The 20857-nt window shown below is 52.8% G+C and carries 21 protein-coding genes; 7 read left to right on the forward strand and 14 right to left on the reverse strand.

The features are described 5' to 3' along the window. Positions 1-84: 84 nt before the first annotated feature. The 6 genes from VMT71_06965 to VMT71_06990 all read right to left on the reverse strand — a co-directional run bounded on the left by VMT71_06965 (position 85) and on the right by VMT71_06990 (position 6300). A complete protein-coding gene (locus VMT71_06965) occupies positions 85-1383 on the reverse strand; it encodes an ABC transporter substrate-binding protein (protein HVN23694.1) in 1299 nt (432 codons plus the stop codon). 262 nt (positions 1384-1645) lie between these two features. After that, the gene (locus tag VMT71_06970) at positions 1646-2839 is read right to left on the reverse strand and encodes a M24 family metallopeptidase (protein HVN23695.1); all 1194 of its coding nucleotides are present in this window, start codon (positions 2837-2839) and stop codon (positions 1646-1648) included. A 30-nt stretch (positions 2840-2869) separates the two neighbouring features. Further along, positions 2870-3838, reverse strand: a complete 969-nt coding sequence (locus VMT71_06975; protein HVN23696.1) for an ABC transporter substrate-binding protein — start codon at positions 3836-3838, stop codon at positions 2870-2872. A 58-nt stretch (positions 3839-3896) separates the two neighbouring features. Continuing rightward, complete coding sequence (locus tag VMT71_06980; GenBank protein HVN23697.1) at positions 3897-4673, reverse strand: ABC transporter permease; 777 nt, start codon at positions 4671-4673, stop codon at positions 3897-3899. Continuing rightward, positions 4670-5458 carry an ABC transporter permease gene (locus VMT71_06985; protein ID HVN23698.1) on the reverse strand — a complete coding sequence of 263 codons (789 nt, stop codon included), beginning with the start codon at positions 5456-5458 and terminating at the stop codon, positions 4670-4672. The genes VMT71_06980 and VMT71_06985 overlap by 4 nt, the downstream gene beginning before the upstream one ends. 26 nt (positions 5459-5484) lie before the next feature. Further along, entirely contained in the window at positions 5485-6300 is an 816-nt protein-coding gene (locus VMT71_06990) for an ABC transporter ATP-binding protein (GenBank protein ID HVN23699.1), read from the reverse strand. 162 nt (positions 6301-6462) lie between these two features. Here VMT71_06990 and VMT71_06995 point away from each other — a divergent pair, with 162 nt between their 5' ends. Next, on the forward strand, positions 6463-7440 hold the full coding sequence (locus VMT71_06995) for a tripartite tricarboxylate transporter substrate binding protein (protein HVN23700.1): 978 nt from the start codon (positions 6463-6465) through the stop codon (positions 7438-7440). A 23-nt stretch (positions 7441-7463) separates the two neighbouring features. Here the strand turns inward: VMT71_06995 and VMT71_07000 are convergent, their stop codons facing one another. The 3 genes from VMT71_07000 to VMT71_07010 form a co-directional block, all read right to left on the reverse strand. Continuing rightward, a complete protein-coding gene (locus VMT71_07000) occupies positions 7464-8468 on the reverse strand; it encodes an amidohydrolase family protein (GenBank protein ID HVN23701.1) in 1005 nt (334 codons plus the stop codon). A gap of 95 nt (positions 8469-8563) precedes the next feature. After that, a complete protein-coding gene (locus VMT71_07005) occupies positions 8564-9499 on the reverse strand; it encodes an AAA family ATPase (protein HVN23702.1) in 936 nt (311 codons plus the stop codon). A gap of 87 nt (positions 9500-9586) precedes the next feature. Then, positions 9587-10126, reverse strand: a complete 540-nt coding sequence (locus VMT71_07010; protein HVN23703.1) for a thermonuclease family protein — start codon at positions 10124-10126, stop codon at positions 9587-9589. 197 nt (positions 10127-10323) lie between these two features. Between VMT71_07010 and VMT71_07015 the strand changes: the two genes are divergently transcribed. Further along, on the forward strand, positions 10324-10851 hold the full coding sequence (locus tag VMT71_07015; protein HVN23704.1) for an acyloxyacyl hydrolase: 528 nt from the start codon (positions 10324-10326) through the stop codon (positions 10849-10851). A 94-nt stretch (positions 10852-10945) separates the two neighbouring features. Here VMT71_07015 and VMT71_07020 read toward each other — a convergent pair whose 3' ends face one another. The 4 genes from VMT71_07020 to VMT71_07035 form a co-directional block, all read right to left on the reverse strand. Continuing rightward, positions 10946-11443, reverse strand: a complete 498-nt coding sequence (locus tag VMT71_07020; protein ID HVN23705.1) for a zinc ribbon domain-containing protein — start codon at positions 11441-11443, stop codon at positions 10946-10948. Between the two features lie 102 nt (positions 11444-11545). Beyond that, complete coding sequence (locus VMT71_07025; protein HVN23706.1) at positions 11546-12730, reverse strand: thiolase family protein; 1185 nt, start codon at positions 12728-12730, stop codon at positions 11546-11548. Positions 12731-12756: 26 nt separating this feature from the next. Further along, positions 12757-13539 carry an enoyl-CoA hydratase-related protein gene (locus VMT71_07030; protein ID HVN23707.1) on the reverse strand — a complete coding sequence of 261 codons (783 nt, stop codon included), beginning with the start codon at positions 13537-13539 and terminating at the stop codon, positions 12757-12759. 14 nt (positions 13540-13553) lie between these two features. Beyond that, on the reverse strand, positions 13554-14411 hold the full coding sequence (locus tag VMT71_07035; GenBank protein ID HVN23708.1) for a 3-hydroxyacyl-CoA dehydrogenase NAD-binding domain-containing protein: 858 nt from the start codon (positions 14409-14411) through the stop codon (positions 13554-13556). Between the two features lie 273 nt (positions 14412-14684). Here VMT71_07035 and VMT71_07040 point away from each other — a divergent pair, with 273 nt between their 5' ends. After that, positions 14685-15617: an MBL fold metallo-hydrolase gene (locus VMT71_07040; protein ID HVN23709.1), complete on the forward strand. Its 933-nt coding sequence runs from the start codon at positions 14685-14687 to the stop codon at positions 15615-15617. Positions 15618-15773: 156 nt separating this feature from the next. After that, positions 15774-16685: an MBL fold metallo-hydrolase gene (locus VMT71_07045; GenBank protein HVN23710.1), complete on the forward strand. Its 912-nt coding sequence runs from the start codon at positions 15774-15776 to the stop codon at positions 16683-16685. Positions 16686-16742: 57 nt separating this feature from the next. Here VMT71_07045 and VMT71_07050 read toward each other — a convergent pair whose 3' ends face one another. Then, entirely contained in the window at positions 16743-17609 is an 867-nt protein-coding gene (locus VMT71_07050) for a hypothetical protein (protein HVN23711.1), read from the reverse strand. Between the two features lie 228 nt (positions 17610-17837). Between VMT71_07050 and VMT71_07055 the strand changes: the two genes are divergently transcribed. From VMT71_07055 to lnt, 3 genes are read left to right on the forward strand one after another with little or no spacing between them, the layout of a single operon-like run. Beyond that, the gene (locus VMT71_07055) at positions 17838-18863 is read left to right on the forward strand and encodes a PhoH family protein (GenBank protein HVN23712.1); all 1026 of its coding nucleotides are present in this window, start codon (positions 17838-17840) and stop codon (positions 18861-18863) included. A gap of 52 nt (positions 18864-18915) precedes the next feature. Then, positions 18916-19365 (forward strand): rRNA maturation RNase YbeY, encoded by a 450-nt coding sequence (gene ybeY / locus VMT71_07060; GenBank protein ID HVN23713.1) that lies wholly within the window; start codon positions 18916-18918, stop codon positions 19363-19365. Further along, complete coding sequence (gene lnt / locus VMT71_07065) at positions 19325-20839, forward strand: apolipoprotein N-acyltransferase (protein ID HVN23714.1); 1515 nt, start codon at positions 19325-19327, stop codon at positions 20837-20839. Before ybeY ends, lnt begins: the two co-directional genes overlap by 41 nt. The last annotated feature ends 18 nt before the right edge of the window (positions 20840-20857 follow it).

Below are 20857 nucleotides of genomic sequence, written 5' to 3' on the forward strand. Positions count from 1 at the left end.
GTTCCCAGAAAAGTACACGTAACATAACAAGGCCCCTCGCTGTAATAAATCGGCAAGGGGCCTTGCTCAAAGCGCTCGCTCAGTCTACGATTTCGGTATGGGAAAAATAAGCTTGGCTGTTTTCTTTATCTCGGGATACTGGTTGTTTTCAACGATCTCCAGTTCCCACGGCCATTTCTTTCCTTTTACCCATTGTCCACCGACCATCGGTGTTTTGGAATAATTCTGGTTATTGAACTTAAGAGGGCCGACTATGGTAGTTAGATTTGTCTGGGCAATAGCTTCCCTCACCTTGTCCTTGTCAACGGTTCCGGCTCTCTTCAGGGCATCTATGGCCACTTCGAACGTGGCATAGGTGAAGCCAAGTATCTGGGTCCATTGCCTTCCGGTCTTCTCCGTCCAGGCATCGCAGAGAGCTTTGGAGCCGTACCCGGCCACGGATGACTTGAAAGGATGATAGGGACTCCACCAAACGCAGGTGGTGAGTCCATTGGGCAGGTTCCCTCCGATGGCCTGGACCGCAGACGGGAAGAGAATGGGCTTCCCGCCCGTACACATTTTCGGGATAAATCCTTGCTGAAAGCACTGACGCCACGCTGCCGCAAAATCAGGCGGAGGCTGAATGCTGGTCAGTATCTCGACTTTCTCTTTTTTCCAGAGATCAATGAAGGAAGTATAGTCCGGTGTCTTATTGGGGAACCTGCCGGCATCCACCACCTTGTAGCCTTTCTCATTCAATCGCTTGGTAAACATCTCCGCATAGGTCTTGCCGTCAGGATCGTTCGGCCACAGCCCGCCCACGACTTTGTTTGTCTTATCGGCAACACTGTCCCACATGGCAACAAAGGTGTCCACGATCTGCGGCACGGAGAAGAAGAAATGGAAGCTCCATTTATACGGGCCACCCGTGAGCCACGACTCAACAGGCGCATTCGAAGAGATGCACGGAATCTGATAGCGCTCGCACATGGCATCTACCGGGTTGACCGTGTCAGGCGTGTGCAGTGTGATCATGAGGTCGATCTCATCCTGGAGGATCAATTTGGAGGCCACGTCGCCAGCCTTGGTAGGATCACTCTCCGAATCCATCAGCTTGATGCGAACGGGCAGCTTCTTTCCCGCCTCCTTGATAAAAATCCCGCCGTCCTTGTTGATTTCCGCGAGTACGCGATCATCAACCCACGGCGTTGTCTCGCCGAAGGAGGAAAGAGCACCCGAGTTCGGGTTGACCCTCCCTATCAATATGAAATCCCTTTTCTTCGCAGCAGAGGCACGTCGAGTGAGCGCTGGGATGCTCAAAGCCGCTCCTGCGATGGTCGTTTTCTGAATAAATTCTCTCCGCGTCATACCTGACCGCCTGGTGACTGTCTCCTCGTCTCCCATGCTAATACCCCCTTATTTAAGTTCTAAATATCCCACACAAAAACAGGCCTAACTGAGGCAATCTTATTCTGGGCATGACTATGTGTCAAGATAATTACGCACGGATCAGTGTTTCACGAATAGATTCTCGGGGGAACCTATCTGGTGAGTACGGCGAGCGATAGGGGGACGCGAGGTTCAGAGAGGGAACACTGCGGGGCAAGATAGACCGAACTCAAGGAAGCGGGCCCCTCGAGTTCGGTAGTTGCTGCTCAAGCAATTCCTACAGTACCAGGACTTCTTGTGGCGTCTTGTGAATCGGCATGGCTTTCCTGTCGCCAACGATGTAGTTGTCACAGCAGAAGCCATACGCTTTGTCCGTCACCGCGATGGGATGAACTACAATGTTCATGTTGGTAGCAAGTGGCATGTTCTCATCTGCCCGCAGGGCGGGCCTCTCCACCAGGTCATAACCCTGGCCGTGCCCAAAAAGCCTCCCTTCGGCACCAAAACCCTTGCCGGTCATAAACTCATTGTGAGCCTTGAGCAGATCAGCAGGCCTGGCACCCGCGATCAGGCGTTCTACTGTGCGGCGCTGCGCCTCCTTGGCAACTTCCCACACATCGAGCAGTTCTTTAGGCGGCTCCCCCAGGCAGAACGTTCTGCCCAGTTCGGCGTAAAAGCCACCCGGCCCGTTCACCTCGATCATGAGAAAAAGCTGATCCCCTGGCTCTAGCGTCCGGTTGGTGTAGTAGTCGCTCCTCTGACCCGTAGGCTTGCCGGGAGGAGCAGAACCGATCATCAGCAGTTGTTCTTCGCTGCCCATATCCATCAGCATGTGGATGGCGGCTGAAATTATTTCGTACTCTTTCTTGCCAGGCCTCACAATGGCTGGTATCGCAGCCATAGCAGCATCCTGGATGGCTGCTGTCTTCTTGATCAGTTCCAGTTCTTCTGGGCTCTTCACTGCCTTGATCGGATCAATCAGATCCGAGACTTCTACGATCTCCATCTGCCCGCGATTCTGTTGGATGTACTCGTAGGTCGGGGCCGACATGGAACCTTTGGCCACGATCCCAACTTTCTTTGCGCCGCGGGCTTTCAGTTGACTGACCACTGCCTCGGCGTCCATGGTGTTGGTGTAGTTGAGCGTCCGGAAATAGGGTCGGCCGATTCTCTCCCTGACTCCCCGCACAGCCCACTCGGGCGGACCGGGCGGCAGGGGGGCTCCACCACTCGTGATCATCGTCATCTCGTCATCGACGGGAAAGATCACGGTTACGGGGTAACCCTCCTGGGCAGGAATATCGGTGAACCAGCGTACGTAGCCGCCAAGGTATTGATTACTGTTCTGCATCACGAGGCAATCGATGCCTTGCGTGGCCATGGCTTTTCTAGTTACGGCCCATCGCCGCTCCAGTTCAGCCGTGGAGATCGGTTGGCGTATACTCTCAACAAGTGTTGAATTGAGCTTCACAAGCATTCTCCTTTTCTGTTAGTGCCTATCCTATTGCAGGGGCATCAAATTAGTCGCAACAATCTCTTTCGCGTCGAATCCATTTTTGATGAAGCCGTATTTGGCGCACTGGTCAATCGATACCTGGATCTCTTTTTTGTTGACCTTGGTATAGAATCTCGGCGGTACCACCTTTTTCAAAAGGTTCACGTCCATTTTTGTATATTTTGCTACTATGGCGGGTATCTGATCAGGGTTCTTGTTGATAAAATCCGTTGCCTTGTTCATGGCCTTGAGAAATCTGGTCAACTTGTCCTTGTTCTTCTCAAGAGATGCTTTCTTGGCAAACCAGCTCGCAGCCATCATGCGTTCAGCAACTTCAGGAGGATAGTATCCCGGTACAATCATCCGTATTATGCCTTCGGCCTCTGCGGCTGCTATGAAGGGCTCGGCAGCGTGGGCAGCGTCCACTGCGCCTTCCTTGATGGCTGGCATCTGGCTGGGCATAGGGATTTCAACGAATTTCATTGTCTTCGCATCAACGCCGTAGAAGTCTGCAAGCACGAGGACGCCCAGATGGTTTATGGACTGGAGGGCATTGATGGCAACCTTCTTGCCGGCCAGATCCTTCATGGACTGTATCGGGGAATCTTTCTTCACAACTATGCCGACGGTCTTCCGGTTAGTGCTGTCCACAAAAGACCCGGGTGCAATGAAGACAAAATCAAAACCCTTCACGTATGCCTGTGAAAGAGGGACTACTGCAGTCCAACCCAAATCCACGGACCCGCTCTCCACGAGCGTCTGGCTCATGGATCCGGACTGGACAGTCTGCCCTTCCACCTTGAGTCCTTCCTCCTCGAGATAACCCTTTTCCCACGCAACATAAAGCTGCTGGCAATCCATGATGGGAATGTAGGAAACCTTCATGGGAATGAGTTCCTTGGCAATTCCGGAGTCCGCTGTAGCAAATGCAAACATAAGAAAAATACCCACAAGCATTGCCGATACTTTTTTCATCTTCTCCTCCCGGATTTGGATTTATCACGGCCATGTGCAACCGCTGTCTGTACTCCTTTCACGTTATGGCTTCAAACTTTGCTTTATGCCAACCTATCAGGGTCTTGTTCAGGTAACGGAGCAGCGCATTGAGTGCATAGCCGACAATTGCAACGAGAAAGATGCCTGCGTACATCTCTGGAATATCAAACCTGCGCTGCATAAGCAAGATAAATCGACCGATCCCATTGACGGCTCCCACCATCTCAGCAATAATATCCACAATCAACGCGATAGGCAAGGCGACTCTCCACCCTGTGAAAATCTGGTGCAGAGACGCAGGCAGAATCACCTGTCGGATGATCTCGTAGCGGCTTCTTCCGAATGTCTTTGCAGTATCAACGAGCGTGGGTTCAACACTCCTGACTCCGTCCATTGTGTTGATGAGGATCGGAAAAGAGCAGGCAAACCCGATCACGATGATCTTCATGGTCTCTCCGATACCCACAAAAAGCATCACCACAGGAATGATTGCCGGAGGCGGCAATGGCCTCAGTAATTCGGTAAGCGGTTCAAACAGATTGCACACCGGCCTGAAGAGTCCCATGACGATTCCCAGGGGTACCATCAGGACAACGGCAAGAAAAAACCCGGCGAAGATCCTGCCAAGGCTCCGAATCAATTCAAAGGGTAATGTACCGTCCAGCATCAGTTGATAGAACGTTACCAGGTCCTTGGATATGGGAGGGAAATAGAGAGGCGAGATGAGCTTGTTTCTCGATACAATCTCCCAGAGAAGCGCAAGGCAGAGGAGAAAGCATACTCCTTTGATCTTCGTCGAAAAAAATTCTCTCATACAGATTTTGCGGTCCACCCTTTATGCCAGGCCATAAATCTCTCCTCTGCAATCATAAAGAGACGATTGAGAGCGTAACCAACCAGCCCGATCGTGATGATGCCGGAATACATCTGTGGAATGCGATAGCCGTTATACGTGTCCATGATAAAGAAGCCGAGTCCCTTAAAGCTTGCGAGCATTTCCGTGACCGTGACTATGATGATCGAAGTCGCGAGGCTTATCCTGAGGCCGCTCACGATGTACGGCAGGGCAGCGGGCACCACCACCTTCCTGAGCAGTTCAGAGCGCGTAGCCCCGTAGATCCTTGCGGTGTCAATCCATTGTGTGTCAACACTTTTCGCGCCCTCATACGTGTTGACAAGAATAGGCCAGGTGCAGCCGAAGGTGATGATCGAAATGTTATAGCTGTTGGACGTACCGAAAAGGAGAATGGCAATGGGAACCAAGGCAACCGAGGGCATAGGTCTCAAGAGTTCGATGGTGATCTCCAGCAAGTCAGAAACCCATCGAATGGTTCCTGTGAGTGTGCCCAGGGTAACACCAATAAGGATCGCAAGACAGTATCCGCAAAACGCTCTGTAAATGCTGATGCTCGCCTGCTTGAGTATCTCTGTTGATCGAATTCCTTCAAAGAGGGCTGCCATCACCGTGGAAAAAGGGGGGAAATAGCGGGCGTACACAATACCGGAGCGGGGAAGAATCTCCCAAAGTACGATCAGGAATAAGAGAAGCAGAGCGCCGGAAGCGCGGGTCTCAAGGATCGCTCTCCTGATGGTGTGCACGGCTATCTATCCTGTCCCGCTTGCACTCATTCCTCCTGACATACATCCCGACGCTCACATTTCTGTCCTTCTTCCCGTATCAAGGTGTAAATGTGATGACGATATTCGATGAATCGTTTATCCTCTTTGGTGGTCAACTGATTCCGTGGCCGGCCCAAATCGATTTGTATCTCTTCACGGATTTCCGAAGGCCGCCCGCTCAGCACGAGAACTCTGTCTGCCAGATAAATTGCCTCTTCGATATCGTGTGTGACGAGAAGAATGGTCTGGGAAAACTTGCTCCAGATTTCGAGGATTGCATCCTCCAGATCGCTGCGGGTCTGGGCGTCCACAGATGCGAAAGGTTCGTCCATGAGCAGAATGTCAGGGTTAAAGGCTATCCCCCGGGCGATCGCAACCCTTTGTTGCATTCCTCCGGAGAGTTCCCAGGGATAATGGTTCTCGAATCCGCTCAGGTATACCGCGGCCAGGGCCGACCTGGCGACATCGACTCTTTCTTTCCTGGTCATGTTTTTCTTTTCAAGCACAAAAAGAACATTTTTTAATACGGTGCGCCATGGAAATAGAGAACGGCTGTAATCCTGGAAAATCAGGATCATTTCTTTGGGCGGTCGGTCAATCGCTCTCTCATTGATAAAGACTTTGCCATCAGTCGGTTTTAAGAGGTGACAGATGCACTTGAGCAGTGTCGTTTTACCGCATCCCGAAGGGCCGACAATACAGACAAATTCCCCTTTATTAACTGAAAACGTGATGTTAGCGCAGGCAGGAACTTCTTGCCCATCCCTCACATAGATTCTACGCACCTGTTCCGCACGAAGTAGGGGGGTCGTGCTTTTCATAATGGCCTCAAGTCTGACAAACATTCGGCAGCATGTCAAGAGTGAAAAGAATAAGAACCAGCGAGGTTCGTTCACTCTTTGACTTCAGAAAGATTTCCTTTGAGGTTGGCACCGGGTATGCTAAGATTCGGATTTGAAGAGTGCCTATCACAAGGAGGCCGCATGAGGAGACCGAGTTTGTTAATCGTGACAATCGCAGTAGCTTCACTTCTTTGTGTACCATGGCCGATAAACGCGCAGACGTATCCCGCGCACCCCATTCAGCTCATCGTGCCTATGGCTCCCGGCGATACGGTTGATCTTGCCGGCAGGGCCATCGCCACTGAACTGGCGAAGATCCTCAAGAATCCCGTGATTGTCAATAACAAACCGGGCGGCGGATCAACAGTAGGCGCCGATTTTGTAGTCAAGGGCAAGAAGGATGGCTACACCCTGCTCTTTGCGAATTCGAATATCTACTACGCACACGCCATGAACCCTGCTGATGTTCCCTACAACCCTTTGACAGACCTGGACCCCCTCTGCCTTGCCGTGTCTACGCCATTGACCGTCGCAGTCAACACAGACGCCCCATGGAAAACTTTCCAGGAACTCGTTACGTACATGAAGAGCAACCCGGGGAAGGTCCGCGCGAGCTCCACCGGTGTGGGTGGAGTCGGCCACTTTAATCTCGAAGTCATCATGAATGAAACCGGGGCGCAGATCAACATGATCCCCTACAAGGGGGCCTCGCCCGCAATGACTGCGCTCATGGGAGGACACGTAGAAATGTCAGTGCTCTCGTTGAGCCTCATTCACCCACAACTGCAGGCGGGCAAACTGCGGGCGCTTCTGATCTCCAAGAAGACGCCTGAGTTTCCCAATATCCCGACCATGAAGCAACTCGGCTACAAGAACGACATGTCTTCGGTACTCTTTGCCTTTTACGCTCCCATGGGCACACCCGAGTCAGTCAAAAAGACACTGGCCTCTCCTCTGGAAAAAGCCATTAAAGCCCCTGAGGTGGTCAAGGCAATGGAGCAGCTGGGAGCGGTCGAAGATTACGTGCCGGGCCCTGAGTACAAGAAGATGATGACAAGTGAGTACGAGATGGTGAAGAAGCTACTCAAGGGTGCGGGGTCAGCTGCTGCGACAAAGTGATCGGCGTGAGTCTCTTCTGATTACTAAGTTATGCCGAACAAACGTTTGGCGTTGCTGTTGAAAATTGACTCTTTGTCAGCGGCGGGAATGTTCATCGCGTTGATGTTGTCGATGAACCATTTCTTATCCCTACCCGAGTGGAATTCCATAGGATAGTCAGTAGCAAACAAAATCTGTTCCGGAAGATAGGCGTTCACTGCCGCCTGCATAGCCGGCATCCATCCGCAGGCACCTGCCGTGTCAAAATAGAGCTTGCTAAAAAGTTTATCAAAGTAAGGTATCGCACCGGTTGCCTCCAGTTCGTTCAAGGTTTTAGGCAGCGGGCGAATCTCTTCCGGATATTCCAGGTTGAATCCCAATTCGGGTGGTGGTTCAAAAAAAGCCATGACCCTCCCCTTCATCATGGGTAATACTCCCCCCATGTGGGGAAGAATGAATTTCAGATCGGGCCACCCTTGAAAGACCTTGTACATGATGCGCAGCGCCGCTCCCGAAATGTCGTAGGCTCTTGCAAGGGTGCGTCCGATAGTAAAGGCAGATTCGGCCCCCTTGGGCAGAAGCGAGGCGTGCATGACGATGGGCAGGTTCAGGCGCGATACTTCATCATAGAGGGGATACATTCTCTCGTCGTCCAGGGTGATGTCCAGAAATGATGAGAGAATCGCCCAGGCTTTCAACTCCATATCCAGTCCGCGCTTCAGTTCCTCTAATGAAGCCTTGGTGTCCTCAAGCGGTAAATGCACACAGCCGATAAATCTGTCCGGATGCTCCCTGACAACGCGCGCAATGCTGTCATTGATTAGCCGGCACATCTCAGTACCTTTCAAGCTCCACTGCGCCAGGTTGAGCACCGCTATATCGATCCCCGCCTCATCCATATCCCGAAGCTGCTGGTCGATCTCGTAGAGCTTGTGGTAAAATGTGAACTCCAGAACGGGGTCCTGATAACGCCAGGTTGGTTTGCCCAATGCTCCGTAGCGCTCAAAAAGCTCCTTCGGCATGAAGTGGCGATGGACATCGATGATCACGCTGCTACCTCCGTGCTTGGTGATAATCTGCGTCGAAACGTTAGATTAAACCTGCACTCTTGTCAAGACAAAGTTCGGACCTGGCAGAAGCCAAATCAGCCGCGAAGTCTTCTGATGATGTTACCGATGATGGAACTGCCCGGCTCTTCGGGCGCAGTGGCCACCTTTTCACTCACGTAGGGGAGGCTCTCGCTCTCGCCCCTGCCGGACATGGCATTGATCGCCTTTGAGACTTCTTTGAATCCAACCTTTGTAGCCTGGTAAGAGAAACCGACGAGCAGTGCAAGATCCGAGAGCGCAACGATCGTTCGCGGCAGCCCCTTCGAAAAACGGTAGATAATTTCAAGGGCCTCTGTTGTAAAAATATCACGCTCGTCATCCAGGCCGCTCTTTGAAAGCCTGCATTCTATGAGCGCCTTGGTATCTTGCAGGGTGAGCGGGATGAGATAGTATTTGACGGGGAGCCTCTGCCACAATTCAGGGATACCCTTCACCGTGTTCCACAGAGGCCTCTGGCCACAGAGGATTACCGTCACCAGGTACTCTTTACTGTGCGTCAGATTAAGGAGGATTCTCAACTCCTGGAGCACCTCCTTCCGGTCGCAGAGCAGCTGCCCCTCGTCAACGATAATGATCGCCCTGCCTCCGGATCTCTTTAAGTCCATCAGTGTGTCTTTGATAGCGAGGAGATTCCTGAACTTGTCGTCCTCGGGTCGGGTGTTGGTCAAGCCTGCATGTATACTGGCAACCATCTGGGAAACAGTGAGCGTCGGATGGTCGATCATGGCGTATCTCAGCCCCTCCCCGTGCTCTGTCCTGAGCTCACCGAGCAGCCGGAGGAGAATGGTTGTCTTTCCCAGCCCCGCTTCCTCCGAGACGATTAAGGCGCCTCCCTTGTTAGTGTTGACTGCGTAGAGTAGCCTTTCGAAGCACTCGTAGTACTGTCCTCCGAGGTACATCATCTCCTCGTCGGGTGCGAGATGAAAGGGTTCTTTGTCCAAACCCCAGTAACCGAGATACTCGGAGCTCATGACAGATTCATCGGCATGTTTCGATTTTTTCTTTAAAACTAAAGAGCGGACGAATTGCGCATGAGAAGAGATTCAGCGGGTTCTTCCTCAGGGTTTGCATCTCTTGCAGGGTGTATAGCCTATTTTAATAGCGTCAAGCCGGTCTCTGAAGATGATTTTGTTTTTTTCAGGCACCTTTGCCGCGTAGGGGCAATCAGGCCTATGGAAGACATAGCTTCTCTTGTTCCCGACGTAATATGAAGCCGTGTCACTCTTTTTCTCCTGCCAGAGACCAATCTCCTTTGACATAGCCTCATTCTGATATTTTACAAACAAGTCCTTGTACTTCACGTTGGGAGGCTTGATCAAGGCTTTTGCGTAACCACGCCTCACCAACTCGGCGTTCACAAATACATCCTTCACAAACACATAAGCAAGAAGCCTGCCGTACGAATCATGTCTCTCCTGGTCAAACTCAAGCCTCACCTTCTTCAGGAGCACCAGATGCTTGTTGAATGCCGCTGCCTCTCTGGCGTAGAACTGAGGCCCGCCTGCCTGTTTACCGAGTTCCGGCGCGTCAATCCCGATGTAACGCACCTGCTCACCGGTGTCGAGCAGCACACTGTCGCCGTCAATCACTTTGGTCACCGTGTATTCCTTGCTCAGGCAAGGGGTGTGAAGAATTGCGAGAAGAAGGAGGGGAAGCAAAAAAATGGATCGGCGCATTGAGAATTGATTGTACAATATTTTGCAGTTGTGATAAATAGCATACGGCTTTCCGATCTCTCTGGACTTGCAGCATGCGGCAGATTATATTTTCTAGATTTCTATCATGTGGAGGCCCCATGAGGAACGTTCTGCTGACTTCTCTTCTCATAATCTTGCTGCTATCGGTCTGGCACCCGGTGGAAGCGGCTGACCAGGCGTTTTCCGTGGGTTACGGTTTTGGTCTCGGTAGTAGCGGCCATAGCCTGGGAAGGGTCTCGGAGGGATACTACAACTTCGTGGTGGCTTCCTACTCGTACGAGAAGCCGATCTCTCCAAAATGGCTTATCACTGCCGGGCCATTTCTTTCCTACGTGACGAATCCTACTGATGGGATGGACGTGGGTATAAACCTGGAGCTAAAGGTGTACCCCTTTAGTCGTGACCGTTCAGGCTTCTACATTACAGCCGGCACTGGTGGCGCGTACAGCACACTCGGATTTGTCGAGCAGGGCACCCATGCCTTCTTCATTCTGCAGGGCGCTGCCGGCTATCGCTACAAAAACTTTTTCATCGAAGACAGGTACAGGCATTACTCGAACGGCGGCACTTCCTGGCCGAACCAGTCCATTAACGCGAATATCATCAGTATCGGGATGTTCTTCTGAGATGCGGCTGCGGCCGTGAGCCGCATGCGTAACTGGCAATATAAAAAGGGAGCGGACATGCCGCTCCCTTTTTATATTAAGTTCTTGCTATTGCTTACTTATTCACCGGTTCGAACGCGAAGAAGACTCTTTCCTTCATCGCGACGCCCCCCTTCACGTCAACCGGGTGCGCCGGAACCGGGAAGATGACCAGTTGCACTTCATCACCTTCTTTCAGCTTGCCTGCCGGACAGTTCACAATCTTGGTAACCATGCTCTTGATGGGGCTTCCTGCCGGGAACTCGATCGTTGCATGGATGAGTGGAGAATCGTAGCCGAGCGGCACGCCCTTCAGCTCTTCAGAGAATACAAAAACCTTCGCCTTGGTGGGCAACTCCGTGTACTCCAGATCTTCACTGTAGCACTCGGGGCAGATCACTCGCGGCGGGTACGATACCTTGCCGCAGCCCTTGCACTTCGTCGTTGTAAACTTTCCCTGTTTCAGGTTTTCGTAAAAGGGCCAGACCCGGTTGAACTCCTTGCACTCGATCGGCCACATATCCATAGTTACCGGATATTTATCTTCCAATACGGGGATTCCTAATACTGCCATATTCGCCTCCTTGTTATTAATGGGGCTCACGTCGCCCCCTCCAGTGGCAAAGCCACATGGAGCCTCCCCCTCTCGCGGGCCGTGCTCGCTAGTGGGGATTCTCTATCTCTTTACCGGCTCTTTGCCGTAGATGATGATGGTGTGCTCGACGTTCATGCCACTCAGGTTATGCTGGAGCGCGAAGACCGGATCTTTCACCTGGTGAATCGCACGTCCCTGAAGCTGACGCATCAGCTCGCCACCCTGCCGGCAACCCGTGCCACCGAACGGATGGCCGCATGCAAGAAGGCCACCATCAGTGTTGATGGGAACCTTGCCGCCCACAAGAATCTGCCCTGAAGAGGCGTAATCGCCACCCTCACCTTTTTTGCAGAATCCAAGCTCCTCTGCCTCGATTATTTCCGAGATTGAGAAACAGTCATGGGTCTGTGCGACGTTGATGTCCTTGGGGGCCAGCTTCGCGCGCTCATACGCCTTGGCGGCAGCGATACGGGTGTGTGCCCAGTCAGCTGCGTGCTCGCCGGGCCAGTTCGTGGAGACGCTGTGCTGAGCATACTGTGCATGGCCTCTCATATAGACCAGTGGCCGGTTGAATCGTTTCGCGAATTCTTCACTCGCAATGACCACCGCAGCAGCACCGTCGGTAATCGGACAGCAATCGTACAGGGTAAGCGGCAACGTGACAACCGGCGCACTCATGGCTTCTTCCATGGTGAGTTTGCGCTGCATCTGGGCTTTGGGGTTGTCGCTCGCGTAGTTATAGTTCGCGACCGACACCGCGGCCAGATCTTCCTTCTTGCTACCGTACTTCTTGAAATGGGCTGAAGCTGTCATAGCAAAAACGGGCGGCGGCAGGCCAAGACCGTGCGGGGCATCCCAGTCATGGTCAATCGAGGCCAGCTCACTGTAGAATATTTCCCATTTCTGGGGAGTATAGAGCTTCTCGCCACCGGCAACCATGACACAGTCGGCCATGCCCGATTCGACAAGCCCCTTCGCCAGGATCATACCGGCGCTTCCACCTGCGCAGAGCACGTCCACGCGCGCGCAGATCGACGTGGGCTTCAAGCCCAGACGCTCGGCGATTACCGGCGCCGTGTTGACCTGGAACGAGCATCTTCCCGCGTACGATGTGGCCACAATTAACCCGTCAATGTCATTCTTGTTGAACCCGGGCAGATCCTCAACACAGGCTTTTCCTGCCTCCTGGAACACATCCACGAGGCTCGCTTCGCGCACGCCCCATTTGGACATGCCGGCAGCGATGATACACGCATTCCTTGCCATAAGTTCCTCCTTAGATGTTAGCTACATTACTTGCCTTTGTAGCTTGGTTTTCGTTTCTCTATAAAGGCGCTCAAACCTTCGCGCCCGTCTTCCGACGCGTAGGCGATGACAAATGAGTTGCGCTCCAGCGTTAAGCCGGAGCCAATATCCATATTCATTCCGTTGTCCACACACTGCTTTATTAAGGACAGGGCAACTCTCGGTTTTGCTGATAGTTTGTTGGCCAGCGCCATCGCCTCTTCCATTAGCTTTTCACGCGGTACAACTTTATTGACCATCCCGATACGGAAAGCTTCATCAGCGCCAATGGTGTCACCGGTAAACATCAACTCTTTTGCTTTCGACGCTCCTATCAGCCTGGAGAGGCGTTGAGTGGCACCTGACCCAGGTATTATCCCCAGATTGATCTCAGGGAGACCGAAGACGGCGTCAGACGAGGCAATGCGCAGGTCGCAGCAGAGGGCAACCTCGCTTCCGCCTCCCAGCGCAAGGCCAAAGACTGCTGCTATTGTCGGTTTCGCTATGCCGGTCAACTTTTCGAAACATTTCTTGGGAACGGTGTTCTGGAACTCGAGTATTTCCGCTACGCTCTTGTTTGCAACATCCTTGACATCAAGTCCGGCCGCAAAGGCCTTCTCTCCCGCTCCCGTAATGACGATGGCGGCCACCGAATCATCCTTTTCAAGTTCGCACAGTGCGTCATACAGTTCGAGGTACAGTCTTATATTGAGCGGATTTACAGGGGGACGATTCATCTTCAGGACTGCGACAGCGCCCTGTTTTTCGAGCAACAGTGTTTCGTAGCTCATAGGGACCTCCCTCGTTACTTGTATTCGTACCAGCCGGCTCCGGTCTTTCTGCCGAGACGACCTGCTTTGACCAGATTCTTCAGCGTGTGGGAGGACTGCCACTTTGTTTCCGACTTCAGTTCTTTGCGCAGATACTCGTTTACATTCAGATTGATATCGAGGCCTGTCAGGTCCATTAATTCAAAAGGCCCCATCGGGTAATTCAGGCCCAGCTTTGCGGCCTTATCGATGTCCTCTTTGCTTGCGACTCCCTCCTCGAGGAGCGTCATGGCTTCAATGAAATGGGGGATCATCAGCCGGTTTACGATGAAGGCAGGCACATCCTTCCTGACTTCCACCCCCTCTTTCCCCAGCTTTTTCACCATGTCCATACAGATAGCCACAGTTGCATCGCTGGTAAAGTGACCCCTTACAACCTCCACAAGCCTCATGAGCGGTACAGGATTGAAGAAATGCATCCCGACCACCTTATCCGCTCTCTTCGTCGCTGTGGCGATTTCGGTAATCGACATGGACGAAGTGTTTGTAGAGAGAATCACTTCCGGGCCACACATCTCGTCAAGTGCCTTGAATACCTCTTTCTTCAGGTCCATAACCTCGAGCACTGCCTCGACGATGAAATCGCAGGACTTCATATCTTCCAGCTTGGTCGTACCCTTGACACGTCCCATGACCGCATTCTTCTGGTCAGCAGTCATCTTGCCCTTTTCCACGCTCTTGGCGAGAAACTTGTCAATGCTCTTGAGACCGCCCTGTACGAATCTATCCTCAATGTCTCTCATGACGACGTTGAAGCCAGCCTGTGCGGCCACCTGCGCGATGCCATTGCCCATCGTTCCTGCACCAAGTACCCCTATTGTCTTGATCTCCATCTACCACCTCCAGTGAGATAATAAAAAAATTCACATAGTTTGCCAATCATAACTAATTCGGGCAACTTATGTCAACTGTTTTGAGGGTTGGACCGGAGCCTTTTTGCCGGGTCCGAAGATCAACGAAGTGGCTCGACAAATCCGACTCGCCCGCTTCCCCCTTGCCTCCGCAGGGGGTTTTCATGTATAACTTGCGGATCACGGCTTTTGACCTGTGTCCGGCCTATTTGCATACAAAGGGCAGCGCACAACCAACTGGTTCAGGAGAAAACCATGGTGTTCGGCGGAACCGGCCTGGTAGAAAATGGACTCTACGTGTGCGGGATCCCCTGGTCCCCCGTCTATCTCCTCGATGCGGATCAGCCCGTGCTCTTTGAGGCAGGCTTTACATGCACCTGGCGGCTCTCCCGGCAGATGATCAGCTCGATAGTGGGGCAGAGGCACCCGGCAATGCTTTTCCTGACGCACGTTCACTGGGATCACTGCGGCGCAGCCGGCTATCTCCGGCGCGCTTTCCCGGGAATGTCCATCGGCGCATCGGCCAGGGCGGCCGAGATAATAAAGAGGCCGAATGCGGTCACGTTGATTGCGGAACTGAACGCTCAAGTGACCGGCAAAGTAGCAGCCATTGAGGGCCTCGACGCCTCCGGGTTGAGCCGCGAACCCTTTCTTCCGTTCGACGTTGATGTGGTTCTTCAGGACGGGCAAGTGAGCATGCAGGGGGCTGGTATCACGGTTGAAGTGCTGGCCACCCCGGGACATACGCGGGACCACCTGAGCTATTACATACCTGAAAGAAAAATACTGATAGCTACTGAGGCAAGCGGCTGCATTGACCGGGCAGGGCAGTTCATCACAGAGTTTCTGGTGGATTACGACGCCTATCTCGCCTCTCTTGACAGGCTTGCAAGCCTACCGGTAGAAATCCTTTGCCAGGGCCATCACTACGTCGTCTCCGGCGCGCAGGAGGTTAAGGATTTTTTCGCTCTGTCCAGGAAAGAAGCCAGGGCTTACGCGGCCAGAGTCCACGAACTTCTGGATGCCGAGGAGGGCTCTGTCGAACGCGTGGTCGCGCGAATCAAGGCTGAGCAGTATGACACGAATCCTCATGTGAAGCAGCTCGAGCAGGCCTATCTGCTTAACGTACAGGCTCAGGTCGCCCATCTGGCCGCGAGAAAAAAAGTAACAGAACGGAGTAAACAGTGAGTAGCGAACAGCGAATGAGCGAAGCCAATAGATGCCCTATGCCCGGTGGATCCCCTGACGCTTCCGAACCCTTCTGTTCGCTGCTTGCTTTTCGCTGCTTACCGCTTACTGTTCACCGCTCACTTTGTACCGCTTACCGCACGCAGGTATCTTCACATGATTTCTAGCAAGACGGGCCACGTTTCGAAAGGATTATATGTTTGCGGTATTTCATGGTCACCCGTTTTTTTGATTGAAGGCAGCCCGCCACTTATTTTTGAGACGGGTTTTGCGTGCGCAGCGCGGCTCTATGAAAAAGAACTCAAGGAATTCTCACGAGGGGGACAGCCTCACACCATCTTTCTCACGCACGTGCACTGGGACCATTGCGGTGCAACGAGCCATATAAGGAATGTCTTTCCGCGAATCGAAGTCGCCGCCTCAGGCCGGGCAGCCGAGATCATCAGCCGGCCCAGCGTCCAGAGACGCATGACAGAACTTGGGAAGAGTGTCATCCCGGTCGTGGCAACATTTGACGGAGTGGACAGCGCACTCTTGATCGATGAGCCTTTCAGGTCATTCGATGTGGATGTGGTGCTGCATGACGGCCAGGTGATCCGCGTGGACGAAAAGACGACGGTCGAAGTATTGGCAACGCCCGGGCACACCCGAGACCATCTCAGCTACTATATCCCGGAAAGAAAGATCTTGATAGGCGGTGAGGCTGCGGGCTGCCTGGAACCGTCAGGCAGTATCAGCGTTGAATTTCTGGCCGACTACGATTCGTACATCGCATCCATCAAGCGTCTGCTGGCTATCCCGGCTGAAATCTTTACGCAGGGGCATCATTACGTGTTCGTGGGAAGAGAGGCTGTCCGAACGTTCCTTGAACAGTCACTCAAAGCATCCGAAGATTTTGCAGCTCGTGTGGAGGAGTTGCTACGTTCCGAGGGAGGCTCCATCGAGCGCGTCGTGAGTTTGATCAAGGCCAGGGAGCACGATCCAAAAACCGGCCTTAAGCAGCCCGATGACGCCTATCTGCTTAACCTCACCGCTCAGGTTACGCACCTGGCGGCCAAGAAGCAGTGAGCGGTGAGCAGAAACAGCGAAACGGAACCTGCGGACAATCTACGGTTCATTGGTGTTTCAGCGGGAGGTTTCCAGATAAGTCAGAAACTCTTTTTCAAACACAGGCAGATCTTCATTGAAGGCGGTGCGGAAGTTCCGAAGCCGATCCTCGGACTGTTTGAACAAGCTGAAATAATGGAGAATCGACTGCACCCCATGTCTCTCCGCCAGAAGCTCGGTGGCCAGGAGGGACTCCCCATATACTGACGAGCCGCCGAGCCTCCCGCGCGATTTGGTGAAGTCCTCGAGCGTCACCAGGTCAGAAAGAGGTGCACAGGAAGAGCGACGCGCTGTGCCCTTGATGCGCGCAAGCAGGAGAGCCCGCCTCGACGACAGGCTGCCCATGTCAAGGGACTCCAGTACACGGTAGGCGATCCAGTCGGCAAAACCCTCACGCAGCCACTGGTCAGATGTACCGCGACGACCGCCAGTCAGTCCGTACTGGACTGTGTGCACCAGTTCGTGCGCAAGTACACGGATCCGCTCCGGCCAGGAGACGCGTTCAAGAGCCTCCTCATTCGCAAGCACCATCTCGGGTGCTCCTACCGCCGCCGCCCACCCTGCCACCTCCCGAGCGTAGACAGGATCAAACCGTACTAGCTTGACGAGGTTTGACTCAAAGGCTTCACGACTTGAATAAAGAAAAAGCTTCGGCTGTGAAACAGGCAGTTCGAATTTTTCCCTCAGGATCGAGGCAAGTGCGGTCATGATTCGGTCGTAGTCTGCGGGGTGGACATGATTCCTGCTGACCGTCGGAGACAAGGATACCGTGCGGACGTCTGCAATCTGGCCCTCTGCGGTGGGGATACAGACAAAAAGCAGCATCAGTCCTACGACAATGGCGAGGGCCTTTGCAGCTTTTTTCTTCGGACCGGCAGGACACATGGCCTTTTTCTTCGGGGCCCTCCTCCAGCTTCTGTTGCCCCAGAGGGGTGCCTGGCTCCTTATCGTCCGCGAGCAAGAGCATCTTGATAGCCCAAAGGGCTGAGGCTATTAAGCCTTTACCTTTATCGTTCGCCCGTCCGGGATCGCCTTGGCCCACCTTTATCCTCCCCGGCTTTTGTGTTATAGTATTCTGAACACATTCTCAAACAGGAGGTACCAGAACCTATATTGGAGAACAACTCAGAAGAAAACGTCCTGAGACTTTCTTTTGACGATACACACGTCGCTCGCAACCTGTTCGGCCCCAGAGAAGAAAACATCCGTCACCTCCGGAAATATTTTAATGTCAAGACAAGCATTCGCGGCACCCACCTCACCCTGATCGGAGACAAACAAGAGGTCGAAAGCACCGGAAAGGTAATCAACGAACTCGCAACAATCGTAAAGAAGGGGTTCGTCATCAGGCCTTCTGACATCGATCAGGCTGTAAGGTACGTCGCACACACGCAGAAGGGGGCCGATGAACTATACAAAGATCAGATATTTATCCCCCCCATGCGAAAGGTCGTCGTACCGAAAACGAAGAATCAGATTTCATACGTCGATGCAATACGAAAACATGACATTGTGATCGGCATAGGCCCCGCAGGAACCGGCAAGACCTACCTGGCCATGGCTATGGCCCTCTCGGCTTACTACAAGAAGGAGGTTTCGCGGATTATACTCGCGAGGCCTGCTATTGAAGCGGGCGAGAAACTTGGTTTCCTTCCCGGCACCATGTACGAGAAGGTGAATCCCTATCTGAGGCCTCTGCACGATGCGCTCTACGACATGCTGGACATGGACAGGGCGGGAAGACTCATGGAGAAGGGCGTCCTCGAAATAGCGCCTCTGGCATTCATGCGCGGCAGAACGCTCAACGACGCGTTTGTTATCCTGGATGAGGCTCAGAACAGTGCCTCGGAACAGATGAAAATGTTTCTGACACGGCTGGGGTATTCTTCCAAGTGTGTCGTGACTGGTGACATCACACAGATCGATTTGCCCGACAAACGCTCATCAGGACTCGTAGAAGTGCAACACATTCTAAAGGGCGTGAAGGGTATACGATTCATCTACTTCACGGAACGGGACGTGGTACGCCATCCACTGGTACAGAAAATCATCAGAGCGTACGAGAGAAGAGAGGCTTCGCGGGCGGAGAAGCCTCCCGGCCAAAAGAAAGAAAATCCAACAGAGAACGGCCAATCATAATCCCACTCACTCTCCCCGGTATCTACAAAACGGTTGCCCATAGGGACACGCAATGGCGGTCTTCATAAAAAATTCCCAAAACCTGTTCACCGTGGACAGGGAACAGTTTCGAGCGATCACCCAGGATTTGTTGTCGTATGCCGGCCTGGATAGAGATCTGAGTATCCTGTTCACGGATAACAAACGAATTCAACGGATCAACAAAATCTACTTCAACAGAGACCGTGCGACCAACGTCATATCCTTCTCCTATATGGACGGTTTACCTTGCGAAGTAGTAGGCGATCTGGTAATCTCACTGGAACGGGCCCGCGAAGAAGCAGAGAATTCAGGCATACCCTTCTATGAACGGATTTTTTCTCTTATCATTCACGGGCTGCTTCATGTTCAAGGCTTTGACCATGAAAAGGAAAAACGGGAAGCACAGAGGATGAGGCACAGAGAAAAGAAGCTGCTCACTTATGTCCGCAACCATCAACTTTATAAAGAGCCGACAGTTTAGCCTCCCGCTCGCCTCAGCGGTTCTGCTCGTAGCCTCACAGCCGCCAATTTCCCTCTTCCCGCTCGCATACGTCGCGCTCGTCCCCTTGTTGTTTTCGCTTGAAAAAAGCAAGCCCCGTGATAATTTCCTGGCAGGCTTCATCACAGGCATCATGGCCTACGCAGGTCTTGTCTACTGGGTAGTGATAGCCATGAACACCTATGGCGGGATCAGCATTCCCCTGGCAATACTCATTCTGGCGCTCCTTGTCCTCTACCTCGCTCTCTATCTCGGCCTTATCACATGGCTCTGCCCTCTCGCTGAAACGGCAGCGAGGGTGCCTCTCTATCTGAGCGTACCTCTGTTGTGGGTCATTTGCGAATACTGGAGAGGTTGGTTTCTGACAGGGTTTCCCTGGTCGTACCTCGCCCACTCGCAGCACAACTTTCTGCCCATGATCCAGATTGCTTCCCTGACAGGAACCTACTTTATTTCGTTTCTTATTGCCGGGGTCAATGTTGTCATTTTCTCCTTTCTCCGTCGAAAGCCGGCACCTGCTCTCTTTACAGGTTCATTAGCAGTGCTCATTGTCGCATCCCTTCTGTTCGGTTACGTCCGCTTGCAGGATCAACCGGAAGGGGCCCTCAAGACCGCTATCATTCAGGGCAATATCCTTCAGGATGTCAAATGGGATGAGCCATTCAAGCTAAAAACCGTCGACATATACGCGCGACTCACGCTGAAGGAAGCGCATGGTGCTGACCTCATAGTATGGCCTGAGACAGCCATGCCTTTCGTCTTTGATGCCGATCCCATCCGCAACGTGGTCAGCAAAGTTCCGGAGGCGCTTAACACTCGGCTACTTTTCGGGACACTGTACAGAGACGGACAGGGCAGATTTTACAATGCGGCGTATGTCCTGGGGCAGAAAGGTCAAGTCGTAGGCCGGTATGAGAAAGTTCACCTCGTTCCCTTCGGGGAGTTCACACCGCTTCGGGATTACTTCCCCTTCCTCGAGAGGATCAGTGTTGCGACCGGTGATTTTTTTTCTGGAAGCGGTCACAACCCCCTCGCGACAGATCTCGGCAAGATAGGGCTTCTCATCTGCTATGAAGGGGTGTTCCCTTACGTCACCGTCGATACGGCGAGAAGGGGTGCGCAGGTATTCGTCAATATCACCAACGATGCCTGGTTCGGCAGATCCTCAGCGCCGTATCAGCATCTGGCATTCTATACATTCAGGGCGATCGAAACCGACAGGTTTGTGCTCAGGGCTGCCAATACGGGCATAAGCGCAATAATTGATCCCCGCGGCCGGATCACTGCACGGACCGATTTATTCACGAGAGGAGTCTTGCAAGGCACGTTCGCAATGAGAGATGGAACAACATTCTATGTCAAACACGGGGATTACTTCGTTCTACTCTGCATTGTAGTGCTTTCCGGCCTCATCCTCAGAGGACTGCTCTCTCCGAAATCAGGAACTAAGCGGTAACCAGTGAGCAGTAGAATC

The sequence above is a fragment of the Syntrophorhabdales bacterium genome, assembly GCA_035541455.1.
Taxonomy (GTDB): domain Bacteria; phylum Desulfobacterota; class Syntrophorhabdia; order Syntrophorhabdales; family WCHB1-27; genus JADGQN01.

Excerpts from the sequence above, each read along its gene's own strand:
- VMT71_06965 (HVN23694.1), bottom strand. The coding sequence starts at position 1,383 with ATGGGAGACGAGGAGACAGTCACCAGGCGGTCAGGTATGACGCGGAGA.
- VMT71_06975 (HVN23696.1), bottom strand. The coding sequence starts at position 3,838 with ATGAAAAAAGTATCGGCAATGCTTGTGGGTATTTTTCTTATGTTTGCA.
- VMT71_06980 (HVN23697.1), bottom strand. The coding sequence starts at position 4,673 with ATGAGAGAATTTTTTTCGACGAAGATCAAAGGAGTATGCTTTCTCCTC.
- VMT71_06990 (HVN23699.1), bottom strand. The coding sequence starts at position 6,300 with ATGAAAAGCACGACCCCCCTACTTCGTGCGGAACAGGTGCGTAGAATC.
- VMT71_06995 (HVN23700.1), top strand. The coding sequence starts at position 6,463 with ATGAGGAGACCGAGTTTGTTAATCGTGACAATCGCAGTAGCTTCACTT.
- VMT71_07005 (HVN23702.1), bottom strand. The coding sequence starts at position 9,499 with ATGAGCTCCGAGTATCTCGGTTACTGGGGTTTGGACAAAGAACCCTTT.
- VMT71_07015 (HVN23704.1), top strand. The coding sequence starts at position 10,324 with ATGAGGAACGTTCTGCTGACTTCTCTTCTCATAATCTTGCTGCTATCG.
- VMT71_07020 (HVN23705.1), bottom strand. The coding sequence starts at position 11,443 with ATGGCAGTATTAGGAATCCCCGTATTGGAAGATAAATATCCGGTAACT.
- VMT71_07025 (HVN23706.1), bottom strand. The coding sequence starts at position 12,730 with ATGGCAAGGAATGCGTGTATCATCGCTGCCGGCATGTCCAAATGGGGC.
- VMT71_07030 (HVN23707.1), bottom strand. The coding sequence starts at position 13,539 with ATGAGCTACGAAACACTGTTGCTCGAAAAACAGGGCGCTGTCGCAGTC.
- VMT71_07035 (HVN23708.1), bottom strand. The coding sequence starts at position 14,411 with ATGGAGATCAAGACAATAGGGGTACTTGGTGCAGGAACGATGGGCAAT.
- VMT71_07040 (HVN23709.1), top strand. The coding sequence starts at position 14,685 with ATGGTGTTCGGCGGAACCGGCCTGGTAGAAAATGGACTCTACGTGTGC.
- VMT71_07045 (HVN23710.1), top strand. The coding sequence starts at position 15,774 with ATGATTTCTAGCAAGACGGGCCACGTTTCGAAAGGATTATATGTTTGC.
- VMT71_07050 (HVN23711.1), bottom strand. The coding sequence starts at position 17,609 with ATGTGTCCTGCCGGTCCGAAGAAAAAAGCTGCAAAGGCCCTCGCCATT.
- ybeY (HVN23713.1), top strand. The coding sequence starts at position 18,916 with ATGGCGGTCTTCATAAAAAATTCCCAAAACCTGTTCACCGTGGACAGG.
- lnt (HVN23714.1), top strand. The coding sequence starts at position 19,325 with ATGTCCGCAACCATCAACTTTATAAAGAGCCGACAGTTTAGCCTCCCG.